This window comes from Mesorhizobium sp. M8A.F.Ca.ET.208.01.1.1 (assembly GCF_004791315.1).
GTDB lineage: Bacteria > Pseudomonadota > Alphaproteobacteria > Rhizobiales > Rhizobiaceae > Mesorhizobium.
Genome location: NZ_SRUT01000004.1, coordinates 277,368 through 299,801 on the forward strand (window position 1 = coordinate 277,368; position 22,434 = coordinate 299,801).

Here is a 22,434-nt window from a genome sequence, read left to right on the forward strand (position 1 = left end):
GCTGCCCCTCATCTGCCTGCCGGCATCTTCTCCCCGTGAACGGGGAGAAGGACGCTGTTTTGGGGGCCGGCGATGAACCACTCCCTGACCCGCGCTTTCAGCATGCGGACGATTCTCGTGCTCGTCTTCGCCTTCCTCTACATCCCGATCGCCGTGCTGGTGGCGCTGTCCTTCAACGAAGGCGGGCTGCCTACGGCATGGTCGGGCTTTTCGCTGAAATGGTACGTCTCGCTGGCCGGCAATTCCGCCATCCTCTCCGCCGCCCTCAACACGCTGATCGTCGCGCTGGTCTCGACAGCGATCGCCACCTTGCTCGGCACGCTGCTGGCGATCGGCGTCGAGATGCGCCGGCAATATGGCAAGGGGCTCGAGGCGCTGATCTTCGCGCCGATGATCATCCCCGACATCGTGCTGGCGATCGCGCTTCTGTCCTTCTTCTCGATGATCAACCTGACCATGGGCCTGCACACCATCATCCTCGCCCATGTCGTCTTCAACCTCGCCTTCGTCTGCTCGGTGGTCCGCGCCCGGCTGAAAAGCTTCGACTGGTCGATCGTCGAGGCTTCCGCCGACCTCGGCGCTTCCGCCATCACCACCTTCCGGCGGATCACCTTGCCGGTGATCGCGCCGGCCGTGATTGCCGGCGCACTGCTCGCCTTCACGCTCTCGGTCGACGAGTTCATCATCGCCTTCTTCACCGCGGGCGCCGGCCGCGCCTCGACCACGCTGCCGATGCAGATCTACGCCATGATCCGCTTCGGCATCACACCCGAGATCAACGCCCTGGCCACCATCGTCATGGCGGTCTCGGTCACCGCGCTGACCCTGTCGCAGCGGCTCAACCGGGGAATAACAGGCCAATGAGCGAACCGCGCACGCTGCTGGCCATCGATCACGTGTCGAAGAATTTCGGCCGCGTCGCCGCCGTCGATGGCATCTCGCTGGATATCCGCGAGAACGAGTTCTTCGCGCTGCTCGGTCCCTCGGGCTGCGGCAAGACTACGCTCCTGCGCATGCTGGCCGGCTTCGAGACGCCGAGCGACGGGCGCATCCTGCTCGACGGCAAGGACATCGCCAGGACGCCGCCCAACAAGCGGCCGGTCAATCTGATGTTCCAGTCCTACGCGCTGTTCCCGCATATGAGCGTGCGGGCCAATGTCTCCTATGGGCTGGAGATGGAGCGCTTGCCGGCTAAAGAAATCCGCGCGCGCGTCGACGCCATCCTGGCGACCACCGAACTCGTGCCCTTCGCCGACCGCAAGCCGGAGCAACTATCGGGCGGTCAGAAGCAGCGCGTGGCGCTCGCCCGCGCCCTGGTCAAGCGCCCGCGCTTGCTGCTGCTCGACGAGCCGCTCGGCGCGCTCGACAAGAAGCTGCGCGGCGCCATGCAGCTGGAATTGAAGCGCCTGCAGCACGAGGTCGGCATCACCTTCGTCATCGTCACCCATGATCAGGAGGAATCGCTGGTCATGGCCGACCGCATGGCGGTGCTGAAAGACGGCAAGCTGCTGCAATGCGACACGCCGCATGCGGTCTATGAGCATCCGGCTGAGCGTTTCGTCGCCGACTTCATCGGCGTGATGAATTTTATCCCGGGCAAGGTGTCAGCCGATGGCGTCGTGGCCGCGAATGGCGCGCGCATCGCCGGCAAGGTCCCCGCAGCGCTTTCGTCCGGGGCGGCTGCCGTCGCGTCGGTGCGGCCCGAACGCGTCCGGCTGTTCCCGTCAGCGGATACCGCGAACCGGACGACCGGAACGGTCGAGGTGCTGGCCTATCAGGGGCTCGACCTGCAGCTGCATGTCCGCACGCCGCTGTCGCCAAAACCGTTCCTAGTGCGTGTAACCGCCGACGCAGCCGACCGGCGGCCGGTCGCATCGGGCGACCAGGTCGAACTCGGCTGGGATGCCGCCGACGTCAGAATTTTCGCAGAGTGAAGGAGAAGCCTGATGGCGCAGAAGACGATCGCGTTTTTTCCCGAAGCCGCCTACGGCCCGGCGCTCAATTCCGTCGGCATCGCGCAAGCCGTGGAGGCGCGCGGACACAAAGCGGTGTTCCTGTCCGATCCGGGCTTTGTCGATGTCTACAAGGGCTATGGCTTCGAGGCGCATCCGGTGAACCTTTCCGAACCGATGCCGCCCGAGCAGATGGCCAAGTTCTGGGAGGATTTCATCAACGGCCACATCCCCAACTTCCGCAAGTCGCCCTACGACCAGGTCGACAATTACGTCAAGGATTGCTGGACGGCGATCGTCGACAGCGCCAAGTGGGCGCAAAAGGACCTGCCGCGCGTGCTTTCCGCCATCAAGCCGGATGTGATCTGCGTCGACAACGTCATCCTGTTCCCGGCGATCAAGCAGTTCGGCAAGCCGTGGGTGCGCGTCATCTCCTGTTCCGAAAACGAGATCGAGGACGAGGGCATCCCACCGCATCTCTCCGGCTGCGGCGAAAACGACCATACCGGACACCAGCGCTACCGCGATCACTTCAATGCCGTGATCAAGCCGATCCATGATGACTTCAACGCGTTCCTCGGCGCCAATGATGAGGCGCCCTATCCGATCGGCCAGTTCTTCGAGGCTTCGCCCTATTTGAACCTGCTGCTTTATCCCGAAGCCGCGAAATTCAAGCGCCGCCATCCGCTCGACCCGGCAAAATTCCAGTATTTGGAAGGCTGCGTGCGGCAGGAAAAGTCCTATCCCGTCCCGGCCTTCGCCAAAAACAACGACGGGCCGCTGCTCTACGTCTCCTTCGGCAGCCTGGGGGCCGGCGATGTCGACTTGCTGAAGCGGATCATCGCGACGCTGGGCAAGATCCGCTACCGCGCGCTGGTCAATGTCGGCGGCTACAGGGATCAGTACACCGACGTGCCCGGCAACGTCATCGTCGACAGCTGGTTCCCGCAGCCTTCGGTGATCCCGCAGGTCGATGCCGTGATCCACCATGGCGGCAACAACTCCTTCACCGAGTGCCTCTATTTCGGCAAGCCCGCGATCATCATGCCCTATGTCTGGGACGGCCACGACAACGCCACCCGGGTCCAGGAAACCGGCCATGGCTTCGGCATGCCGCGCTACGATTGGACGGACGCGGAGTTGATCGCGAAGATCGAAGCCTGCCTGACCGATCCGAAAATGAAGGCGAAGCTGGCGCAGACATCGGCACAGATGCACGTGCAGAATGGACCTGAGAAGGCTGCGGGTTTGCTGGAGGTGTTGCTGTGATTGCGATGTTTGACACGCCGAGCCAAGGCGCCCCCCTCTGGCCTGCCGGACATCTCCCCCACGAGGGGGGAGATTGGATGTCGCGACTGCCTTCGCCAATTTTCGACGTCGATGACGAAACGCCGAGGCCGAAGTTGCCGATCTCCCCCCTCGTGGGGGAGATGTCCGGCAGGACAGAGGGGGGCGCCGTAGAGCACGAGCTTCTCAGGCGGCGCGCAGGAGCATCAGCATGACTTCCTCCGCCCCGCACCTCCACCAGGCCTCGACCCGCACCGACCTCGTCGACTGGGGCGTCCAGCCCGATGCCCTGTCGGGCGTCTCCCACTCCACCGGCAAGCTCGTGCACAAAGGGCCGAACAATCAGCCGGAATCCGGCATCTGGGTCTGTACGCCCGGCCGCTGGCGGCTCTCGATCCCGCGCGACGAACTGTGCCACTTCGTTGCCGGCCGCGCGACCTACCGGTCGGATGTCGGCGAGGTTATAGAAATCTCCAGGGGAAGCGTGATCATGTTCCCCGCTGGCTGGACTGGCGAATGCACCGTGCATGAGACCATGCGCAACGTCTACATGCTGGCCTGAAAGCATAGGAGCAAGACATGTCGACACCGCATTGGCCTGAGGCCTCGACCGTGGAGCTGGAAGATTGGGGCGCGGGCGCCAACACGCTCGCCGGCGCGCCGCGGGCCTCAGGCAAGATCCTCTCCAGGAATCCGGACGGGTCGAACGAATGCGGCCTGTGGTCGTGCACGCCGGGCACCCGCAAGGTCAGCTTCGCCGCCGACGAGTTCTGCCATTTCCTGTCGGGGCGCGGCAGCTATGTCAGGGACGATGGCGAGGACATCCCGGTCGGAGCCGGCACGCTCGTCTTCTTTCCCGCCGGCTGGACCGGCATCTCCATCATCACGCAAACGCTGACCAAGGCCTTCATGTGCCGGTGAGCACTTACCAGGAAAATCCTATGACCACGCCGATCATGCAATCGCCGCTTGCCATCACGGACCTCGTCGACTGGGGCGTCATCCCGACAATGATCGAGGGGCAATCCCATACGTCGGGCAAACTGCTCCACAAGGGGCCGGAAGGCCGTTCGGAATGCGGCCTCTGGGTCTGCACGCCAGGCAAGTGGCACTGCCACGTCACCCGCGACGAGTTCTGCCACTTCCTGGAGGGGCGCTGCACCTACGTGCATGAGTCCGGCGAGGTCATCGAGATCGAGCCGGACACGGCGGCCTTCTTCCCGCAGGACTGGAAAGGCGTCTGCACCGTCCATGAGACGATCAAGAAGGTCTACATGATCCGTTGAGCGGATCCGAGAGGATGTCCATGCATTTCTCCCCCGGCCGGCCGATTTTCTTCGTCAATCCGGACTACCGGCCAATGACCGGCGCGAACAGGCCGGTAATCGATCCGGCGACGCTGGAAACCGTCGGCGCGATCGCGGCGGCCAGCGACGGCGAGGTCGACACCGTGCTCACCGCCGCGACCAAGGCGCAGCTTGCCTGGAAAAAGCTCGACGCCAAGAGCCGGGCAAAGCATCTGCACGCCGTCGCCAACGCCATCGAGGCGGCGGACTTCACGCGCTGCGCCGAACTGATGGTGCGCGAGATGGGCAAGCCCTATCCCGAAGCCATCGGCGAGATCGCCAATTGCGCGCCGATCTTCCGCTACTATGCCGAGATGGCGCGCGACGATGCCGGCAAGATCGCCGGCACGACGCAGGCCGGCTCGTTCCAGTATGCGCGCTACGAGCCCTATGGTGTCTCCGTCCACATCATGCCCTACAACTTTCCGATCCTGCTGATGTGCTGGACCGTCGCGGCCTCGCTCGCCGCCGGCAACGCCTGCGTCATCAAGCCGGCGGAAGCGACGACGCTCTCGACGCTGGACTACATGACCGTATTCCGGTCGCTGCCCGAGGGCCTCGTCTCCTGCTTGCCTGGTGGCGCGGCCACCGCGCAGGCACTGATCACTGCCGATCGCACCCATGCGGTCGCTTTCACCGGCTCGGTCGCGGCCGGCAAGGCGGTGGCCGTGGCCTGCGCGGAACGCATGAAGCCTTGCGTCATCGAGGCCGGCGGCAGCGATCCGCTGATCATCAGCCAGCACGCGCCGCTCGACGTGGCGGCGGCTGGCTCCGTCACAGCCGCCTTCCACCTCACAGGCCAGGTCTGCACGTCGGCCGAGCGATTCTTCGTCGTCGATTCGGTCCACGATCGCTTTGTCGAACTGTTTGCCGAGAAGACACGGGCGCTGCGCATCGGCAACGGCATGGACAGAACCGAGATCGGCCCGCTGGTCAGCGAGGCAGCACGGGCCAAGGTCATGCGGCTGGTCGACGATGCCATCTGCAACGGCGCCACGGCCATTACCGGCGGCCGCATCCCGCCGGAGCACAACACCGGCTGGTTCTACGAGCCGACCATCCTGACTGGCGTCACCCCAGACATGGCGATCGTGCGCGAGGAGTGTTTCGGCCCAGTCGCCGCCATCTGCCGGGTTAGGGATTTCGACGAGGCGATCCGGCTCGCAAACGACAGCCCGTTCGGGCTCGGCGCTTCGGTCTTCACGACGGATCTGGCGGAAGCGCATGAGGCGGCCGAACGGCTCGAGGCCGGCATGGTCTGGGTCAACAATCCGCTGATCGACAATGACGCCCTGCCCTTCGGCGGCTGGAAGGCTTCCGGCCTCGGCCGCGAACTCGGGCGCCAGGGGCTCGACGCCTTCCGCCGCTCCAAGATGGTGATCATCGACCACAGGCCGGCCATCCAGGACTGGTGGTACCCCTATCCCGACAGCTGGTTTCGCGAGACCGGTGGCCGCAAACACGTATGAAGAATGGCGCGCGGCAACACCGCGCACCCATATTCCTAAGCCTCGATCGCTACGACCAGGACGTGCGAGCAGGAAAAGCAATGTCGCCGGGCAAAGCCCAGCGGCATCTTCTTCGACTGGCTACCGCCTTTTTCAGGGACGATCCGCTACGGCGTCGTACCCGCCTGAAGCTTGGCCGCCATCTGATCGATCTTGTCGGCAAGGACGCCTTGGGCCCAGGCCGTGACATCGGCGTCGACGGGCTTGTTGGCCATATCCGCCAGTGCCGCGTCGAGCGCCGCCGGATCCGTGCCGACCGCTGCCGCGGCAGCGTCGGCCTCGGCCTGGTCGGCCGCCGCATTGTCGGCGGCCACCACGGCCTCCTGTGCGGTGACATCTGCCTGCAGGGCCGCTATCTGGCCAGGCAAGGCCGCCTGTTCTTCGGGCGTCATGGCGGCGATCTGATCCGGCGTCAGCGACGTCAGCGCGCTCAGCTGCGAATTCAGGTCATCTAGCTGGGCTTGGGCGGCGGCGGCCGTGGCGGCGGCGGCAGCGGCCGCTGCTTGCGCATTCTTGGCCGTCGCCGATTGCGTCACGAAGGCCTGAATGCCGGCGAACTTCTTGCTCTTGGAATTCATGTAGGCGTTGATGTTGCGCTGCAGCGAGTTCAGCCGGCCGAGTTTGGCGTGAATGTTCTTGTCCTTCGGTACGGACGAGACTGTTGTGGTCGTATCGACCGTGGTGTCGGTGGTTGTGTCGGTTTCCGTCTTGGCTGCATGTCCCGGTGCCGACGACGACTTGCCATGCGAAGCACCGCTGTTGCCGTTGCTATTACCGTGGGTGCCGCCGTTGCCATTGCCACCGCCATTCCCGTTGCCGCCGCCGTTACCTCCGCCATTGCCATTGCCGCCATTGCCACCATTGCCGGCGAGCGCCGGAGACGCCAGAAGCGCCAATGCGGCCAGCGCCGCGAACAGAGTTTTCCGGTTTGTCATGTTAATCTCCTTGGGAATCGCCTACTCGCCCACCGCTGAACCATCTGGGTATGAGAAATCGCTAATTATACCCGGTAAACTTTAGACAAACTCGGTCGCAATCCGAGAGCGGACGCCGTTACCAAGCTGTAACGAGTTGAAAAGTCACAGAAATTGCCGCTCTGGTCCTGCCATGGCACTGAAGTCCCATGACAACCAGACCATAGTCCTGTGCCGTCCGACGCCACGCAAACCGCAGCAAAAAGGGGGCTGAAATGGGAAGGTCGATAGATGACAGCGTCGGTGTCAGCCGATACTTTCGCCGCCATCGATCACCAGCGCCTGCCCGGTCATGAAGGACGAGCGGTCCGAGACGAGGAACAGGATCGCCTCGGCGATCTCTTCGGCCACGGCCCAGCGCCCCATCGGGATCTTGGTGCGGACATAGGTTTCGATCGCCTCGCGTCCGCCCATCTGGGCGATGAACGGTTCGTTGAAGGGCGTGTCGACCCAGCCCGGGCAGAGGGCGTTGACACGCACATTGTGCCGGGCATAGTCGAGCGACATCTGCCTGGTCATCGCCACCACGGCATGTTTCGATGTCGCGTAGGCGATCATCTCGCGGTCATAGAAGACACCCGAATTCGAAGCCGTGTTGAGGATGACGCCGCCGCCTTGCGCAATCATCGACGGCATGACGATCCTTGCCGCGAGAAACTGCGCCCGCACATTGACCCGCCACGAGGCGTCCATGCCGGCGGTCTCGACCTCGGTCAGCGTGCCGCCGACCTGGATGCCGGCATGATTGTGCAGGATGTCGATGCGCCCATGCTTCTCGAGCGTGCCGGTTATCAGGTGCTCGACAGCCACGTCCTCCCCGACATCGGTGGCGATGGCCTCGGCCCGGCCGCCCACTGCGCGGATGCCTGAGGCTGTTGCCTCGCCGGCGGCCGCATCCCGGTCGGCGATGACGACCACCGCACCTTCCCTGCCCATGATCATGGCGCCGGCACGCCCGATGCCGGATCCGGCGCCTGTCACCACGGCGATGCGGTCTTTGAGGATCATGGAGCAGCAGCTTTCAGTTGGATGGCTTGCGCTGGCGCAGCTGCCATTGGGCAAGCACCACGAGCAGGACGGAAGCGACGAGCACGATCGTCGCGATGGCGTTGATCTCCGGCGTCACCCCGCGCCGGATCGACGCGAACACATAGATCGGCAGCGTCGTCTGCGCGCCGGCGACGAAGAACGCGACGATGAAATCGTCGAAGGAGAAGGTGAAGGCCAGCAGGAAGCCGGCGACCACCGCCGGCATGATCTGCGGCAGGACGATCGAGCGGAACGTCGTCAGCGGCGTCGTGTAGAGATCGCTCGAAGCCTCGACCAGATTGCGGTCGAGGCTGCCCAGACGCGTGCCGACGATCATCGTCACCAGCGCCATCGAGAACAGGCCATGCGCGGCGATGATCGAGCCGTAGCCGAGCGACAGGCGCGGTGTCTGGTCACCGGGCCAGACCGAGGCGAGGAACGGGTTGACGACGGCGAACAGCTGGACGAGCGCGACCAGCGTCGAGATGCCGATGACGACGCCGGGAACGACGATCGCCGCGCCAAGCAGCCCATCGAAGACGGCGCGGGTTCTGACGCCGACACGCGCCAGGCCAAGGGCTGCCGCGGTGCCGAACACCGCTGCCAGCAGGGCGCTGGTGGTGGCAATGAACAGGCTGTTCTTCAGCGCCTCGACCAGGAACGGGTTGGACAGCGCCTTGCCGTACCATTGCACCGAGAAGCCGGTGAACTCGCTGGCATGGTGGCCGGCGTTGAAGGAAAACAGCACGACCAGCACGATAGGCAGATAGAGGAACGCGAAGACGGCAATGACGAAGGCGCGCATCAGATGAGGTCCACCCGGCGGGCGCCCGCAACCCGGTTCGAAATGCGGTTGGCGACAATCAGCACCACCACCGAGACCAGCACCAGCGTGATTGCGATGGCCGATCCGAACGGCCAGTTGCGCGACTGCAGGAACAGGTCGACCAGCGCGTTGCCGATGAAGAACACCTTGCCGCCGCCGAGCAGCGTCGGGATCAGGTACTCGCCAAGCAGCAGGATCATGACCAGCGAAAAGCCGGTCATCACGCCCGGCAGCGACAGCTTCAGGGTCACACGAAGGAAGGTGGAGAGCGGGGTCGCGCCGAGATCGGCCGAAGCTTCCAGCAGCCTTCGGTCGAGCCGCTCGAGGCTGACATAGATCGGCAGGATCATCAGCGGCAGATAGCCGTAGACGATGCCGAGCAGGACGGCACCCGGCGTGTTGATCAGCCTGACATCCTCGATGCCTACGAAGGCGAGCAGCGCGGGGATGCCTCGTCCGCCCAGAATGTACATCCAGGCATAGGTGCGCATCAGCAGGCTCGTCCAGAACGGAATGACGACCAGCGCAAGCAGGATCAGCCGCCAGCGCTGCGGCGCCTGCAAGGCAAGATAATAGGCGACCGGATAGGCAACGAGCAGGCAGGCAAGCGCGCCCACCGGCGCCAGCACCATGGTGTTCCAGAACGCGGTCGCCCGCGCCGGAAGATTGGCGTATTGCGCCAGCGTGAAGGCCGCCTGGTATCCGCCCTCGGGGGCCCGCTCGCCGACGCTGAACACGGCTATGGCGATGAACGGCAGCACCAGGAACACCACCAGCCATACTGTCGCCGGCGCGAGCAGCAAGGCGGTCAGGAAATTATGCCGAAATCTGTTGCCGTGCATCGAAACCGTCCCGGTACCGGCGGACATGGGCCCGCCGGTCGTTTGTCTTTGTCCAGGCCAGTCTCAAGCCGATTTGAAGCGCGCCATCAGTTCGGCACGGCCCGGATCGGTCAGCGTTGCCGCCGCGCCGAATTCGAGCGGCGTCAGCAGGTCCGCCGCCGGATAGAGGATCGGATTGTCGAGCACTTCCTTGGGCAGCAGCTTGTTGACGCGCGCATCGGTGGAAGGAGCGCCGTTGGCGAGGTGCTCCTTCACCGCGACCTGCGGGTTCATCAGATAGTTGAGCAGCGCGTAGCCGGCGGGCTTGTTCGGCGCGTCCTTCGGGATGGCATAAAAATCGGTCCAGATCTCGCCGCCTTCCTTGCCAAGCACATAGGCGATCTCGGGAATGTCGCGATGCAGCTGCGCGCCGTCATTGGTCCAGCACATCGTCATCCACGCGTCGCCCGCGCGCATGCCCGGCTGGTAGTCGGACGAGACGGCGAACAGATGCGGCTTGACCTTGAGCAGCAGTTCCTCCGCCTTGGCGAGCTCGTCCTGCTTCAGCGAATTGAACGAATAGCCGTAATATTTCAGCGCGTTGCCGATGGTGGTGAGCTGGTAGTCATGCACCATGGTGCGGCCATCGCCCTCGGCCATGGCGGTGTCCCAGAACTCCTTCCAGCTCGTCATCGGCTTGGCGAGCTTCTTGGTGTTGACGGCAAAACCCGTCGTGCCCCAGTTCTTCGGCACGGCGTAAATAGTGCCATCGATGGTACCCTCGGAGGTGAAACGCGCATCTTCCTGGGTGCCATCGAAGTTCGGCAGCTTCGCCATCTCCAGCGGCTCGATGATGCCGAGCTTCTTGTAGGTCGAGATCGTATAATTGGTCGGCACGAACAGGCTCCAGCCCGAGGCGCCGGCCTGCAGCTTGGCCAGCATCTCCTCATTCGAGCCGAACACGTTGACCTCGACGGCGACGCCCGTGTCCTTCTTGAAGTTCTCGAAGGTCTGCGGGTCATGATAGTTCGGCCAGGTGGCGATCGACATGCGGTCGCCAAGGCTTTCGGCGGCGAAGGCCGGCGTCGGCATGATGCCGATCTCGCGCGCCATCACCGCCGTTGCGATGCCGAGGCCGGTGAGGCCAAGGAAGTCGCGGCGGCCGATCGAGCCGCGCTTCAAGCGCATCAGCTGGTCGACGAAATTCTCGGGGCTTATCGGCAGTCCGTCACGATATGATTTCGACATGTTTGTTTACCCTCTGGTTGGTCCCGTTGTTCTTGGTCTCCGGAAACGCGAGCGGCGTCCCGGTGGCAAAGCCGATGGCGACGGGTTCACCCGGCTTGAAGAGATTGCCTTGGCCGATCAAATGGTCGGCCTTGGCGAGTAATGTTCCGATGCCCTGGACCTCGATCGCGTATTCCGCCGTCGATCCCAGGAAAATCCGGTTGCGGACGACACCCTTGAGCGGGCCGCTTGCCGGAGCGCCGAGGCTGAGTGATTCAGGACGCAGGCTGACCGAGACGGTCTCGCCCTGTTGCAAGGCGGTGCGTTTGCGCGCCGCGATGATGGTGCCGTCCGCCAGCGCAACGTCCACCAGTTCGCCCGTATGCCCCGCGACCTTGCCGGCAAGCAGATTGGTCTTGCCGACGAAATCGGCCACGAACAGATCGGCCGGCTCGTCGTAGATCTCATTGGGCTGTCCAAGCTGGACGATGCGGCCGCCATTCATGACGCAGACGAAATCGCTCATCGACAGCGCTTCCTCCTGGTCGTGCGTCACCAGCACGAAGGTGATGCCGATCTCGCGCTGCAGGTTCTGCAGCTCGATCTGCATGTCGGTGCGCAGCTTCTTGTCGAGCGCCGCCAGTGGCTCGTCGAGCAACAGCACCGCCGGCTTGTTGACCAGCGCGCGCGCCAGCGCGACACGCTGCTGCTGGCCGCCGGACAGTTCGTGGATCTTGCGGCCGCCATAGCCGGCGAGCCGCACCATTTCGAGCGCTTCGCCGGCCCGCTGGCCGATCTCGCGCGACGACAGCCGTGGCCTTGCCTGGCGCAGGCCATAGGAAACATTGGCTTCGACGTCGAGATGCGGGAACAGCGCGTATTGCTGGAACACCATGTTGACCGGCCGCCGGTAGGGTGGCGTGCCGGCCATGTCCTGGCCGCGGATGAACACCTGGCCTTCGCTGGGCTGTTCGAAGCCGCCGATTATGCGCAGGCAGGTCGTCTTGCCGCAGCCAGACGGTCCAAGCAGCGCAACGAAGGCGGAGGGCGGCACGGCAAGGTCGATACCGCTGACCGCAGTCACCGCGCCATAGCGCTTGGCCACGCCGCGAAATTCGATGTCGGGCACTGCGGTCAAGGCTGCGGGCTCCAGGACGATGCGATTTCAAGACGCTACCAGAGCCAATGGCAGCTAGTATATACCTCGCGGGTGGTATATCTGATCTATTTTCTCGTTTAAGGGGGTATTGATTGAGCACTTCCCGCAGCGACGAATACAGCCGGCTCGCCGCCCTTGTCGCGGCGACGCGGGAGACGAGCGGCGGCCTGTTCGGCCACGCGATGGTCGATTGGCTGCGCCAGCATGTCGGCTTCGACCACTGCGTGATCTTCGGCTATCGTGGCGCCTCACGACCGCCATTGCTGTTCGAGACGTTCACACCGGCCGAAAGCCACGTCTTCGTCGCGCTCTACCAGGAGGGGCCTTACCTGCTCGACCCGTTCCATCACGCGGCGGTCGAGCGCAAGGAAGGGTTCTGGCGCATGCGGGAACTCGCGCCCGATCGTTTCTACGCCAGCGAATATTTTCGCTCCTACTACAGCCAGACCCGGTTGGCCGAGGAAGTCGGCTTCTTCGTGCCGCTGCCAGGCAAGGACGCGCTGGTGCTGTCGTTGATGCGGCTCAGTGCTTCCGGCCCGTTCGGCACCGCCGATGCCAGGCTGCTGCGCGACATGGCGCCCGCGGTGATCAGCTTCATCAGATCGCGCTGGCCTGCCCTCCCCGCCGACGAACCGGCCGTGACGAGGCAGGACGAGGAAATAGCCGCGGTCAACGAATTCGACCGCGCCCATATCTGGAAAAGCCTGTCACTGACGCCGCGCGAAAAGCACGTCGTCGACCTGGTGCTGCAGGGGCATTCGACGGAATCGATCGCCAGGGCCATGCGCATCGTGCCGGGAACCGTGAAGGTCCATCGCCGCAACATCTACCGCAAGCTCAAGATCAAGTCGCAGGCCGGCCTTTTCGCCCGCTTCGTCGAGATCATCGACGCGCGGATCCGATGATTCCGCTACCCGGATCAGGCTGTTGAGCCGGCTTCCCAAGAGCCGCTCTCAGCCATCCGCTTGAGCAAGGACGCCGGCTTGAAAACATCCTTGCCGGTCCGCTCCAGCCAATATTCGAGCCGCTCGATGATCTTGCCCGCGCCTACGAGACCGGCCCAGAACATCGGGCCGCCCTTGCCGATGGGAAAGCCGTAGCCATTGACCCAGACGACATCGATGTCGGAGGCGCGGGCTGCAATCCCTTCCTCCAGAATTTTCGCGCCCTCGTTGATCAGGGGATAGAGCGTGCGTTCGATGATCTCGTCTGCGGCTATCGTGCGCGGCGCGATGCCCTTCTCGGCGGCCTTGTCGCGGATCAGCGCCTCGACCTCGGGATCGGGTATCGGCGTGCGCGAACCGTTCTCGTAGAGATAGAAGCCACGGCCGGTTTTCTGGCCGAAACGGCCCTGCTCGCACAGCGTGTCGGCGATGACGGCCGTCAGCCCACGCGCCTTGCGGTTGCGCCAGCCGATGTCGAGGCCGGCCAGGTCGCCCATCTGGAACGGCCCCATCGGCCAGCCGAAATCGGTGAACGCCTTGTCGATCTGGCTGGGTGTCGCGCCCTCCAGCAGCAGCGCTTCCGATTCCGAGCCACGCGCGGCCAGCATGCGGTTGCCGACGAAGCCGTGGCAGACGCCGACGACGACTGCCACCTTGCCGATCCTGCGTGCCAGGTCGACGACGGTCGCCAGCGCATCCGGCGCCGTCTTTTCGGCGCGCACGATCTCCAGCAGCTTCATGACGTTGGCCGGCGAGAAGAAATGCAGGCCGAGCACGTCCTGTGGTCGCGAGATCGAGGCGGCGATCTCGTCGATGTCGAGATAGGACGTGTTGGTGGCAAGGATGGCGCCTGGTTTCGCCACCGCGTCGAGCTTGCCGAAGATTTCCTTCTTGACCGCCATGTCCTCGAACGCCGCCTCGATGATCAGATCGCAATCGCCGAGATCGGCATGGTCGATCGAGCCTTTGAATTGACCGAGCCGCTGCTGCCTGGCGTCTTCGCTCAAGGAGCCGCGTGTGACCGAGACGGCATAATTCTTCTCGATCGTCGCCAGCCCTCGCTGCAGCGCTTCCTGACTGGTTTCCAGCAAGGTGACGGGATGGCCGCCATTGGCGAAAGCCATGGCGATGCCGCCGCCCATCGTGCCGGCGCCGATGACGCCGACGCGGCTGATCCTGCGCTTGACGACATCCTTGCCGGGGAGCTTGGCCGCCTCGCGCTCGGCGAAGAACAGATGCCGTTGCGCGCGCGACTGGTCGCTGGCGACGAGTTTCACGAACAGCGCCCGCTCGACCGCCAGCGCCTCGTCGAAGGGCAGCGTGACGGCATTGCGCACCGCCTGCGCACAGGCAACAGGCGCCTCGAGCCCGCGCGCCTTCCTGGCAAGATCCGCCGCCTCGGCATCGAAGGCGGCAAGGTCGGTTTCCCCCAGACTTTCATCGCGTTCGCGCACCGGCGTGAACGGACCACCCTTGCGGGCGATCTCGCGGGCGAAATTCACGGCATGCGTGGTCAGATCACCCTCGAAAACGGCATCGACCAGACCGGCGCCATGCGCCTCTTGCGCGCCAATCGGGGTGCCGGAAACGATCATCCTCATCGCCTTTAAAGCGCCCACGAGACGCGGTAGCCGCACCGTGCCGCCGCCGCCGGGCAACAAGCCGAGCTTCACCTCGGGAAGGCCGAGCTTCGCGCCTTGATCGGCAACACGGAAATGACAGCCGAGCGCCAGTTCCAGCCCGCCGCCGAGCGCGGTGCCGTGAATGGCGGCGACCGTCGGCTTGGCGATGGCTTCAAGTGTCGCCACGATGGCGCGCAGGTCTGGCTGCTGCACCGGCTTGCCGAATTCGGTGATGTCGGCGCCGGCGACGAAGGTCCGGCCGGCGCAAGCAATGACGATTGCCGCGACCGATGCGTCATCGCGCAGGGCGACCAGGGCCTGCATCAGCGGCTCGCGGACGTGAAAACTCAGTGCGTTGACCGGCGGATTGTCGATGGTGACGATGGCCACGCCACCCTCGTTCGCGACGCTGACAGTATTGGACAAGCGGAGGCCTCCCGGGACCGACTGAGATCGCGGACCGGTTTACTAGGCCACGCCGCGAATGGGAACCGGATGTTGAACTGGTCCAATGATTGGCCCGACAGGCCGCGGTCGCGCCGTCGACGTTGCAGTCAGCGCACCGCCTTCTCGCCACCCGCCGCCGTGATCACCCCTACGATGATCAGCCCGGTAAGCAGAAGCCGCACGCCGGCGCTGACGCCGAATGTGTTGAGCATGGTGAGCAGCAGCACCAGGAACAGCGCCGCGCCCCAGACGCCGGGCACATTGGCTTTGCCGCCGGCCACCGACGTGCCGCCGATGACGACGACCGCGATCGAAGCCAGCAGATATTCATTGCCGATATCGACATTGGCGCCGCGGAAATAGCCGGCGAGCAGCGCGCCGTCGATGCCGCCGAGCGCCCCCGACAGCGTGTAGGTGAGGAAGCGGATGCGGCCGACATTGACGCCGGCGAGCCAGGCGGCGCGGATGTTCTGGCCGATCGCCAGCACCGAGCGGCCATAGATCATGCGCTGCAAGGCGATGGCCGCGCCGATGGTGAACAGCACGGTGAGCATCGCCAGCACCGGAATGCCCAGCACCTGCCAGTTGGTGAAATCGGCGAAGCCCGGCGGCGGCTTGATCTGCAGCCCGCGCCCGTAGCTGATGTCGACCGACTGGATGATGAAGCTCGCCGACAACGTGGCGATGATCGGCGGAATGCGCAGCGCCCAGATCAGCAGGTAGTTGATGGCGCCGATGGCGGCACCACAGGCGAGCGCCGCCAGCAATCCAACCACGATCATGGCATCGCTGCCGCCCATCACCTTCATGGCAACCGCGCTTGCCAGGCCGATATTGGCCGGCAGCGACAGGTCGACATTGCCGGGCCCGAGCGTGATGACGAACATCTGGCCGACGCCGACGATGACCGTGAACACGGCAAGCGAGAGCGCCGCCGTGACCATGCCGCCGGCGCCATAGCCGCCGGTGAAGGCGATCGTCGCCAGCCACACCAGCAGCGCACCGGCAAACGACCAGATCCAGGGTTTTGTGAGCAGCGTTTTCAGCGAAGCCATCGCTCACCTTTCCCTGCGGCTGATCAGCACCCGCGCCGCCAGCACGATGATCAGGATGGCGCCGTTGGCGGCCACCTGCCAGTCGGGCGGAATGTGCATGAAGGTGAGCAGCGGCGAGGCGGCCAGCGCCAGCGTCAGCGCGCCGATGACGGCGCCGATCGGCGAGACCCGGCCGCCGACGAACTCGCCGCCGCCGAGGATGACGCCGGCGATGGCCAGCAGCGTGTAGCCATTGCCGATATTGGCATCCGCCGAGGTGGTGATGCCGATCAGCGCCATGCCCGACAGCACGCCGAACAGGCCGGCCAGCGCAAACAGCACGATCTTGGTCTTGAGCAGCGACCAGCCGGCGCGCCGCAGTGCTGCCGGATTGCCGCCGGAGCCGCGCAGGATCACGCCGTAGGAGGTGCGCATCAGGCCGAAATGCACCACCGCCGCGATCAGCAGCGCGGCGATGATCGGGAACGGAATGAAGAGCGGCTTGAACGACATGATCGCCAGCAGCCAGTCCGGCGCCTTACCGCCGGGCTTTGGCAGGACGAGGATGGCCAGGCCCTGCCAGACGAAACTCATGCCCAGCGTCACCACGATGGAAGGCAGGTTGCGCAGATGGATCAGCGCGCCGAGCAGCGCATAGATGCCGATCGACCCGGCGAGGATGAGGACGCCGATGAGCGGCGCGTCCTTCAGCCATGTCGCCGTGACGCAGCCGACAAAACCGACAAAGGTGCCGATCGACAGATCAAGCTCGTTGCCGGCTATGACGAACATCTGCGCGATCGTCGCCAGCGCGATCGGGATAGCCAGGTTCAGCATCAGGCTGAAGCCGAAATAGCTGATGGCGCGCGGGTTGAGCCAGGCGATTGCGGCCAGCACCAAGGCCAGCGACAGCGCTGGCAGCAGGGCGCGCAACAGCCGCGCCCGCGCCGCCGCATTGCGCGCCGCCGATCCCTTGAAGCCATTGTCGATTGGCGTCGCCGTCATCTCAGGCCGCGTCGCCGAAGGAGGACTGGATGATCTTCTCCTCGGTCAGCTCGTCGCGCGTCAAATTGGCGACGATGCGGCCGTTCTTGAAGACATAGATGTGATCGCAATTGTCGAGCTCTTCGGTTTCGGTCGTGTACCAGAGGAAGGTGCGTCCGCGGCCAGCCTCCTCGCGCACGAGGTCGTAGACCTCCAGCTTGGTGCCGATGTCGACGCCGCGCATCGGATCGTCCATCAGCACGATTTCGGCATCGGAGCCCAGTGCGCGGGCAAACAGGGCCTTCTGCTGGTTGCCGCCCGACAGTGAAAAGATGTTGTTGTCCATGTCGGGCGTGCGGATGCCGATCTTCTTCTTCCAGGCATCGGCGAGTTCCGCCTCGCGTCGCGGCGAGATCAGCAAGCCGTTGCGCAGACGCGCCAGCGAGCGGATGCCGATATTCTGCGCAATCGACCATTGCGGGAAAATGCCGTCCGACTGGCGGTCGCCCGCCACCAGCGCCACCGGCGCCGTGACCTCGATGCCGGCTTTGGCGCGTGCGGTGGCACCAAAGATCCGCAGCAGCAAGTCGGTCTGTCCGTGACCGGCCAGCCCGGCAAGGCCGATGATCTCGCCGGCACGGGCGACAAGCTCCTTGCCGTCAGTCTGCCCGGCGGGCCGCGCCCGGACGCGCAGCGGGCTGGCGCCTGGCTTTGCGGCAGCGGCCTGCGCGGCGGTCTTCTGGCGCGCCTCAGCCCCGCCCATCACCGTCACCAGCCGGTCGCGGTCGAAGGCGCCAGCCGCGTCCGACGCCACCATCTTGCCGTCGCGCATCACCACGATCCGGTCGGCGTTGCGCAACACCTCGCCCAGCACGTGCGAGATCAGGATGCAGCTTTTCCCGCCAGCGACGAAGCGGCGCACGAAAGCCAGCAGCTGGCCTGCCGTGTGCGCGTCGAGCGAGGAGGTCGGCTCGTCGAGGATGACCAGGTCGAGCCGGTCCTGCGTCACCGTGAAGGCGCGCGCCACCTCGACCATCTGCCGCCGGCCGATCGACAGATCGCCGACAATGTCCCAGGCCGAGATGCCATGGTCCGGGAATATCTCGTCTAGCTTGGCGGCGATCAGCTCGGCCGCCTTGCGCCGCCAGCCGAAGCCGGACAGCGAGGCATGGTTGATGCGGGTGTTTTCGGCGACGCTGAGATTGGGACACAGCGACAGCTCCTGGAACACGCAGCGTATGCCGAGCTGCTGCGCCCGCGAAACCGAGTAGTTCTCCTCGATGACGCCATGCACGCCGATGGTGCCGCTGTCGGGCGTCAAGGTGCCGGCCACCATATGCATCAGCGTCGATTTGCCGGCGCCATTATGGCCGACGAGGCCGACGCATTCGCCGGGTCCGACATGGAAATCCACCCCGCCCAGCGCTCTGACGGCGCCGAAATGCTTTTCGGCACCGTCAAGTCTTACGACGTCAAGAGTGGCGGCGCCGAACTGTTTTTCGGCGCCGCCCAGCCTGATGATGCCCGTGTTGCCTGCAGCCATGCTCAACGATATCCGTTCAGTGATGCGCTAGGCAACGCGGATGCGGCTTTCACTTGATGTTGGCTTTGATGGCCGCGATGGCATCTTCCTGGGTGTATTCGTGAGTGGCGACGCCACCCTCCTTGATCTTCGGCAGGGCCGCCTCGAAATCGTCCTGGGTGAAGGCGAGATACGGCACCAGCAAATCGTGCGGAATGTCCTTGCGGCCATCGAGCACCTGCTGCGCCACCCAGAAGGCGAGCGTCGACACGCCGGGCGCGATCGACGCCGACCAGGTCTTGTAGCCGTCCTTCTCCTTCTGTTCCTTCCACCACTTCAGCTCGTCCTGCCGGTTGCCCATGATGATGGTCGGGCGCGGCTTGTTGGCGGCGGCGAAGGCTTGCGCGGCGCCATAACCGTCGCCGCCCTGGTCGACGATGCCGACGATGTCGGGCAGCGACGGCAGGATGGTCGCGACCGCCTTCTGCGCCGTGGTCTGGTCCCAGTCGCCGGTCACCGAACCGACGATCTTGAATTCGGGATGGGCAGCGACCCCTTCCAGGATACCGGCATGGATGGCGTCGTCGATCGAGGTGCCGGCCAGCCCGCGGATTTCAAGCAGATTGCCGCCCTTGGGCTGGAACTTCGCCATCTGCTCGACTTCCTGCTTGCCCATGTCCTTGAAGTCGACGACGACGCGGTAGGCACATGGCTCGGTCACCGTGCCGTCGAAGGAAACGACGGTGATGCCGGCGTCGCAGGCCTGCTTGATGGCGCCGTTGAGCGCGTCCGGCGAAGCGGCGTTGATGACGATGGCGTCATAGCCCTGCAGGATCAGGTTCTGCACCTGGGCGGCCTGCGTCGGCACCTCCTTGTCGGCGGTGGTGAAGACATCGGCCGCGCCGACGATCTTGTCGTCGACCGCCTTCTTGGTGACGATGCCATAGCTGTCGAGCATGGCCTGGCGCCACGAATTGCCGGCGTAATTGTTGGAGAACGCGATCTTCTTGCCGCTGGTGTCGGCGAAAGCCGTACCGGCTGCGAGCACCGCCGCAAGCGTGCCGAGAACCAATAATTTCTTCATAGGATACTCCTCCCGAGAGTTGTTGATCAGTTGGCTGTCGATGAATTTTCGCGATTGCGATCCTGTTTTTTATCTATTGTCAGACAAAAGTGCAGAAGGCCGCCGAGCTGTCAACTGCAATCCGATGCGCGCCGGCGATCAACTTGCAGTGCGCTGATTGAAATGGTTTCGGTTGATGGCTAGGCAGGCGGGCCAGGAGACCGAACAAGCATGGCAGTGACGCCGACTGTGCCGACGGGCGCACCGGGAATTCCCGCGCGCTGGACCTCTAGCGCCAAGAGCGGCGTCGGCTCGGCGCTTTCGCCGTCCAGTCGCGTCTGGTTCACCATCAGCCACGGCATCCTGAACGAAGTGTATTATCCGCGCGTCGACAGCGCCTGCACGCGCGACCTCGGCCTGATCGTCACCGGCAAGGATGGATATTTCTCCGAGGAGAAGCGCGATGCCGCGCACGGCATCGAGCCGTTCGGAGATGGCGTGCCCGCCTACAGGCTGGTCAACACGGCTGATGACGGCGCCTACCGGATCGAGAAGCGCATCGTGGCCGATCCGGCTCGTCCGACGTTGCTGCAGGAGATCACCTTCAGCCCGCTCAAGGGCTCCGCGGCCGACTACCGCGTCTACGCGCTTCTGGCGCCGCATCTGGTCAATGCCGGCATGGGCAACACCGCCTGGGTCGGCGAGCACCGGAGAAAGCCTGTCCTGTTTGCCTCGGGGCGCGGCACCTGCCTGGCGCTGGCCTCGTCGCTGCCCTGGCGGGACTGTTCGACCGGCTATGTCGGCTTCTCCGACGGCTGGCAGCAATTGAACCACACCGGCAAGCTTGATCCGGCTTGCCGGCGCGCCGAGGACGGCAATGTCGCGCTGACCGGCGAGATCGGCTTCACCGCCACGAAGACAAATGCCGTGCTGGCGCTGGGTTTTGGCGCGACACCGGACGAGGCCGCCGAAAACGCCTTCGCCAGCCTGAAGCGTGGTTTTGAGCCGGCAGCGAGATCCTATGTCGAAAGATGGCACGAATGGCAGGCGGGGCTGCTGCCGCTGGACCGGACGCCCGGAGTGCCCGGGGTGAACAGCTACCGCGTCTCCACCGCGGTGCTGGCAACCCACCGGTCATTGGCCAAGCCGGGCGCGGCGGTGGCCAGCCTATCGATCCCGTGGGGATTCAACAAAGGCGATGATGATCTCGGCGGCTACCATCTGGTCTGGCCGCGCGACCTGGTCGAAACGGCGGGCGGCTTCCTCGCCGCCGGCGATGCCGCCTCGGCCCTTCGGATCCTGGAATACCTCCGCTCCATCCAGCAGCCTGACGGCCATTGGCCGCAGAATGCCTGGCTCGACGGATCGGCCTATTGGCCGGGCATCCAGATGGACGAATGCGCCTTTCCCTTGCTGCTGGCAGACGCCCTGCATCGCGCCGGCCATTTGCCGCAGGCGCGACTGAAGGCCTTCCTGCCCATGATCGAGCGCGGCGCTTCCTATGTCGTGCGCAACGGCCCTGTCACCGGCGAGGACCGCTGGGAAGAAGACGCCGGCTATAGCCCGTTCACCCTGGCCGTCGAGATCGCTGCACTGCTCGCCGGCGCGGACCTGCTCGACGCCTGCGGCCGGACGGCGGAGGCGGCCTATCTGCGCGAGACCGCGGACTGCTGGAACGATCAGGTCGAGCGCTGGACCTATGTCACCGGTACCGCCACCTGCAAGGTGGCCGGCGTCGCCGGCTACTACGTCCGCATCGCGCCGCCCGACAGCGCCGATGCCGGCTCGCCGAAGGACGGCTATGTGCCCATCAAGAACCGTCCGCCCGGCGACACGGAACGACTGGCCGAAGAAATCGTCAGCCCCGACGCCCTGGCGCTGGTGCGCTTTGGCCTGAGAGCCGCCGACGATCCGCGCATCGTCGATACAGTGAAGGTGATCGATGCGCAGTTGCGCTGCGAGCTGCCGCAAGGGCCGCTCTGGTACCGCTATAACAGTGACGGCTATGGCGAACACGAGGATGGCGCGCCCTTCGACGGCACCGGCCAGGGCCGGCCGTGGCCGTTGCTCGCCGGCGAACGGGCGCATTATGAGCTGGCGGCCGGCCGCAAGGACGAGGCGGCCAGCCTGCTCGATGCGCTGGAACGGTCGGCCGGACCCGGCGGCCTGCTGCCCGAACAGGTCTGGGATGGCGCCGATATCCCGGAGCGCGAGCTGCTGCATGGCAAACCATCGGGCAGCGCCATGCCGCTGGTCTGGGCGCACTCCGAGCATATCAAGCTGCTGCGTTCGCTGCGCGACGGCGCCGTCTTCGACATGCCGCCGCAAGGCGTGAAGCGCTACATCGAGAACAAGACCATATCGCCGTTCAGGCCATGGCGCTTCAACAACAAGATCCGCACGCTGCCGGCCGGCAAGGCGCTGCGTATTGAATTGATGGCAGCAGCCACTGTCCACTGGAGCACCGACGATTGGGCAACCGCGCATGACAGCCAGACGGTGGAAAACGCGTTCGGCATCCACCTTGTCGATCTGCCCACGGCCGGCCTCCCCGAGGGAAACACGCTCGTCTTCACTTTTTTCTGGCCCGGCACCGGCGATTGGGAGAATGTCGACTTCTCTGTCATATCTGGCGGGCAGGATAGCCAGTAGACCCTTCTCCAGGGATACCCGAGACTCTTCAGCAAAC

The 22,434-nt window shown here is 64.8% G+C and carries 20 protein-coding genes; 9 read left to right on the plus strand and 11 right to left on the minus strand.

Annotation, left to right across the window (positions count from 1 at the left end; translation table 11 throughout):
- The first annotated feature begins 72 nt into the window (after nucleotides 1–72).
- The 7 genes from EN851_RS20850 (at nucleotide 73) to EN851_RS20885 (ending at nucleotide 6,054) form a co-directional block, all read left to right on the plus strand.
- Nucleotides 73–864: an ABC transporter permease gene (locus tag EN851_RS20850; RefSeq protein ID WP_135929969.1), complete on the plus strand. Its 792-nt coding sequence runs from the start codon at nucleotides 73–75 to the stop codon at nucleotides 862–864.
- Nucleotides 861–1,934 (plus strand): ABC transporter ATP-binding protein, encoded by a 1,074-nt coding sequence (locus EN851_RS20855; protein ID WP_135883233.1) that lies wholly within the window; start codon nucleotides 861–863, stop codon nucleotides 1,932–1,934. Before EN851_RS20850 ends, EN851_RS20855 begins: the two co-directional genes overlap by 4 nt.
- A gap of 12 nt (nucleotides 1,935–1,946) precedes the next feature.
- Nucleotides 1,947–3,221, plus strand: coding sequence for a glycosyltransferase (locus EN851_RS20860; protein WP_135929970.1), 1,275 nt, complete (start codon nucleotides 1,947–1,949; stop codon nucleotides 3,219–3,221).
- A gap of 229 nt (nucleotides 3,222–3,450) precedes the next feature.
- Nucleotides 3,451–3,801 carry a cupin domain-containing protein gene (locus EN851_RS20870; RefSeq protein WP_135929971.1) on the plus strand — a complete coding sequence of 117 codons (351 nt, stop codon included), beginning with the start codon at nucleotides 3,451–3,453 and terminating at the stop codon, nucleotides 3,799–3,801.
- 17 nt (nucleotides 3,802–3,818) lie between these two features.
- Nucleotides 3,819–4,160: a cupin domain-containing protein gene (locus EN851_RS20875; RefSeq protein WP_135929972.1), complete on the plus strand. Its 342-nt coding sequence runs from the start codon at nucleotides 3,819–3,821 to the stop codon at nucleotides 4,158–4,160.
- 20 nt (nucleotides 4,161–4,180) lie between these two features.
- Entirely contained in the window at nucleotides 4,181–4,525 is a 345-nt protein-coding gene (locus EN851_RS20880) for a cupin domain-containing protein (protein ID WP_095202811.1), read from the plus strand.
- Nucleotides 4,526–4,545: 20 nt separating this feature from the next.
- Nucleotides 4,546–6,054 (plus strand): aldehyde dehydrogenase family protein, encoded by a 1,509-nt coding sequence (locus EN851_RS20885; RefSeq protein WP_127278198.1) that lies wholly within the window; start codon nucleotides 4,546–4,548, stop codon nucleotides 6,052–6,054.
- 146 nt (nucleotides 6,055–6,200) lie between these two features.
- On the opposite strand, the gene EN851_RS20890 is transcribed toward EN851_RS20885, so the two are convergent.
- The 6 genes from EN851_RS20890 to EN851_RS20915 form a co-directional block, all read right to left on the minus strand.
- Nucleotides 6,201–7,028 (minus strand): hypothetical protein, encoded by an 828-nt coding sequence (locus EN851_RS20890; RefSeq protein WP_127872865.1) that lies wholly within the window; start codon nucleotides 7,026–7,028, stop codon nucleotides 6,201–6,203.
- A 285-nt stretch (nucleotides 7,029–7,313) separates the two neighbouring features.
- A complete protein-coding gene (locus EN851_RS20895) occupies nucleotides 7,314–8,075 on the minus strand; it encodes a glucose 1-dehydrogenase (RefSeq protein ID WP_127278200.1) in 762 nt (253 codons plus the stop codon).
- Between the two features lie 13 nt (nucleotides 8,076–8,088).
- Complete coding sequence (locus EN851_RS20900; RefSeq protein WP_135929973.1) at nucleotides 8,089–8,901, minus strand: ABC transporter permease; 813 nt, start codon at nucleotides 8,899–8,901, stop codon at nucleotides 8,089–8,091.
- Nucleotides 8,901–9,764, minus strand: a complete 864-nt coding sequence (locus EN851_RS20905; RefSeq protein ID WP_135929974.1) for an ABC transporter permease — start codon at nucleotides 9,762–9,764, stop codon at nucleotides 8,901–8,903. Before EN851_RS20905 ends, EN851_RS20900 begins: the two co-directional genes overlap by 1 nt.
- 63 nt (nucleotides 9,765–9,827) lie before the next feature.
- Entirely contained in the window at nucleotides 9,828–10,991 is a 1,164-nt protein-coding gene (locus EN851_RS20910) for a spermidine/putrescine ABC transporter substrate-binding protein (protein WP_127280014.1), read from the minus strand.
- On the minus strand, nucleotides 10,972–12,108 hold the full coding sequence (locus EN851_RS20915; RefSeq protein ID WP_135929975.1) for an ABC transporter ATP-binding protein: 1,137 nt from the start codon (nucleotides 12,106–12,108) through the stop codon (nucleotides 10,972–10,974). The genes EN851_RS20910 and EN851_RS20915 overlap by 20 nt, the downstream gene beginning before the upstream one ends.
- A gap of 113 nt (nucleotides 12,109–12,221) precedes the next feature.
- Between EN851_RS20915 and EN851_RS20920 the strand changes: the two genes are divergently transcribed.
- Complete coding sequence (locus EN851_RS20920; protein WP_135929976.1) at nucleotides 12,222–13,034, plus strand: LuxR C-terminal-related transcriptional regulator; 813 nt, start codon at nucleotides 12,222–12,224, stop codon at nucleotides 13,032–13,034.
- 14 nt (nucleotides 13,035–13,048) lie between these two features.
- On the opposite strand, the gene EN851_RS20925 is transcribed toward EN851_RS20920, so the two are convergent.
- From EN851_RS20925 to EN851_RS20945, 5 genes are all read right to left on the minus strand, one after another.
- On the minus strand, nucleotides 13,049–15,121 hold the full coding sequence (locus EN851_RS20925) for a 3-hydroxyacyl-CoA dehydrogenase NAD-binding domain-containing protein (protein ID WP_135929977.1): 2,073 nt from the start codon (nucleotides 15,119–15,121) through the stop codon (nucleotides 13,049–13,051).
- 128 nt (nucleotides 15,122–15,249) lie between these two features.
- Nucleotides 15,250–16,197, minus strand: a complete 948-nt coding sequence (locus EN851_RS20930) for an ABC transporter permease (protein WP_135863386.1) — start codon at nucleotides 16,195–16,197, stop codon at nucleotides 15,250–15,252.
- Nucleotides 16,198–16,200: 3 nt separating this feature from the next.
- Nucleotides 16,201–17,181, minus strand: a complete 981-nt coding sequence (locus EN851_RS20935) for an ABC transporter permease (RefSeq protein ID WP_127872856.1) — start codon at nucleotides 17,179–17,181, stop codon at nucleotides 16,201–16,203.
- A 1-nt stretch (nucleotide 17,182) separates the two neighbouring features.
- A complete protein-coding gene (locus EN851_RS20940; RefSeq protein ID WP_245512015.1) occupies nucleotides 17,183–18,703 on the minus strand; it encodes a sugar ABC transporter ATP-binding protein in 1,521 nt (506 codons plus the stop codon).
- A gap of 49 nt (nucleotides 18,704–18,752) precedes the next feature.
- Nucleotides 18,753–19,766: an ABC transporter substrate-binding protein gene (locus EN851_RS20945; protein WP_127280402.1), complete on the minus strand. Its 1,014-nt coding sequence runs from the start codon at nucleotides 19,764–19,766 to the stop codon at nucleotides 18,753–18,755.
- A gap of 210 nt (nucleotides 19,767–19,976) precedes the next feature.
- Here EN851_RS20945 and EN851_RS20950 point away from each other — a divergent pair, with 210 nt between their 5' ends.
- A complete protein-coding gene (locus EN851_RS20950; protein ID WP_135929978.1) occupies nucleotides 19,977–22,397 on the plus strand; it encodes a glucan 1,4-alpha-glucosidase in 2,421 nt (806 codons plus the stop codon).
- Nucleotides 22,398–22,434: the final 37 nt, after the last annotated feature.

What these genes read in the sequence shown, in the direction of transcription:
- EN851_RS20850 (WP_135929969.1), top strand. Translation starts at nt 73, where the DNA reads ATGAACCACTCCCTGACCCGCGCTTTCAGCATGCGGACGATTCTCGTG.
- EN851_RS20855 (WP_135883233.1), top strand. Translation starts at nt 861, where the DNA reads ATGAGCGAACCGCGCACGCTGCTGGCCATCGATCACGTGTCGAAGAAT.
- EN851_RS20860 (WP_135929970.1), top strand. Translation starts at nt 1,947, where the DNA reads ATGGCGCAGAAGACGATCGCGTTTTTTCCCGAAGCCGCCTACGGCCCG.
- EN851_RS20870 (WP_135929971.1), top strand. Translation starts at nt 3,451, where the DNA reads ATGACTTCCTCCGCCCCGCACCTCCACCAGGCCTCGACCCGCACCGAC.
- EN851_RS20875 (WP_135929972.1), top strand. Translation starts at nt 3,819, where the DNA reads ATGTCGACACCGCATTGGCCTGAGGCCTCGACCGTGGAGCTGGAAGAT.
- EN851_RS20880 (WP_095202811.1), top strand. Translation starts at nt 4,181, where the DNA reads ATGACCACGCCGATCATGCAATCGCCGCTTGCCATCACGGACCTCGTC.
- EN851_RS20885 (WP_127278198.1), top strand. Translation starts at nt 4,546, where the DNA reads ATGCATTTCTCCCCCGGCCGGCCGATTTTCTTCGTCAATCCGGACTAC.
- EN851_RS20890 (WP_127872865.1), bottom strand. Translation starts at nt 7,028, where the DNA reads ATGACAAACCGGAAAACTCTGTTCGCGGCGCTGGCCGCATTGGCGCTT.
- EN851_RS20895 (WP_127278200.1), bottom strand. Translation starts at nt 8,075, where the DNA reads ATGATCCTCAAAGACCGCATCGCCGTGGTGACAGGCGCCGGATCCGGC.
- EN851_RS20900 (WP_135929973.1), bottom strand. Translation starts at nt 8,901, where the DNA reads ATGCGCGCCTTCGTCATTGCCGTCTTCGCGTTCCTCTATCTGCCTATC.
- EN851_RS20905 (WP_135929974.1), bottom strand. Translation starts at nt 9,764, where the DNA reads ATGCACGGCAACAGATTTCGGCATAATTTCCTGACCGCCTTGCTGCTC.
- EN851_RS20910 (WP_127280014.1), bottom strand. Translation starts at nt 10,991, where the DNA reads ATGTCGAAATCATATCGTGACGGACTGCCGATAAGCCCCGAGAATTTC.
- EN851_RS20930 (WP_135863386.1), bottom strand. Translation starts at nt 16,197, where the DNA reads ATGGCTTCGCTGAAAACGCTGCTCACAAAACCCTGGATCTGGTCGTTT.
- EN851_RS20935 (WP_127872856.1), bottom strand. Translation starts at nt 17,181, where the DNA reads ATGACGGCGACGCCAATCGACAATGGCTTCAAGGGATCGGCGGCGCGC.
- EN851_RS20940 (WP_245512015.1), bottom strand. Translation starts at nt 18,703, where the DNA reads ATGGCTGCAGGCAACACGGGCATCATCAGGCTGGGCGGCGCCGAAAAA.
- EN851_RS20945 (WP_127280402.1), bottom strand. Translation starts at nt 19,766, where the DNA reads ATGAAGAAATTATTGGTTCTCGGCACGCTTGCGGCGGTGCTCGCAGCC.
- EN851_RS20950 (WP_135929978.1), top strand. Translation starts at nt 19,977, where the DNA reads ATGGCAGTGACGCCGACTGTGCCGACGGGCGCACCGGGAATTCCCGCG.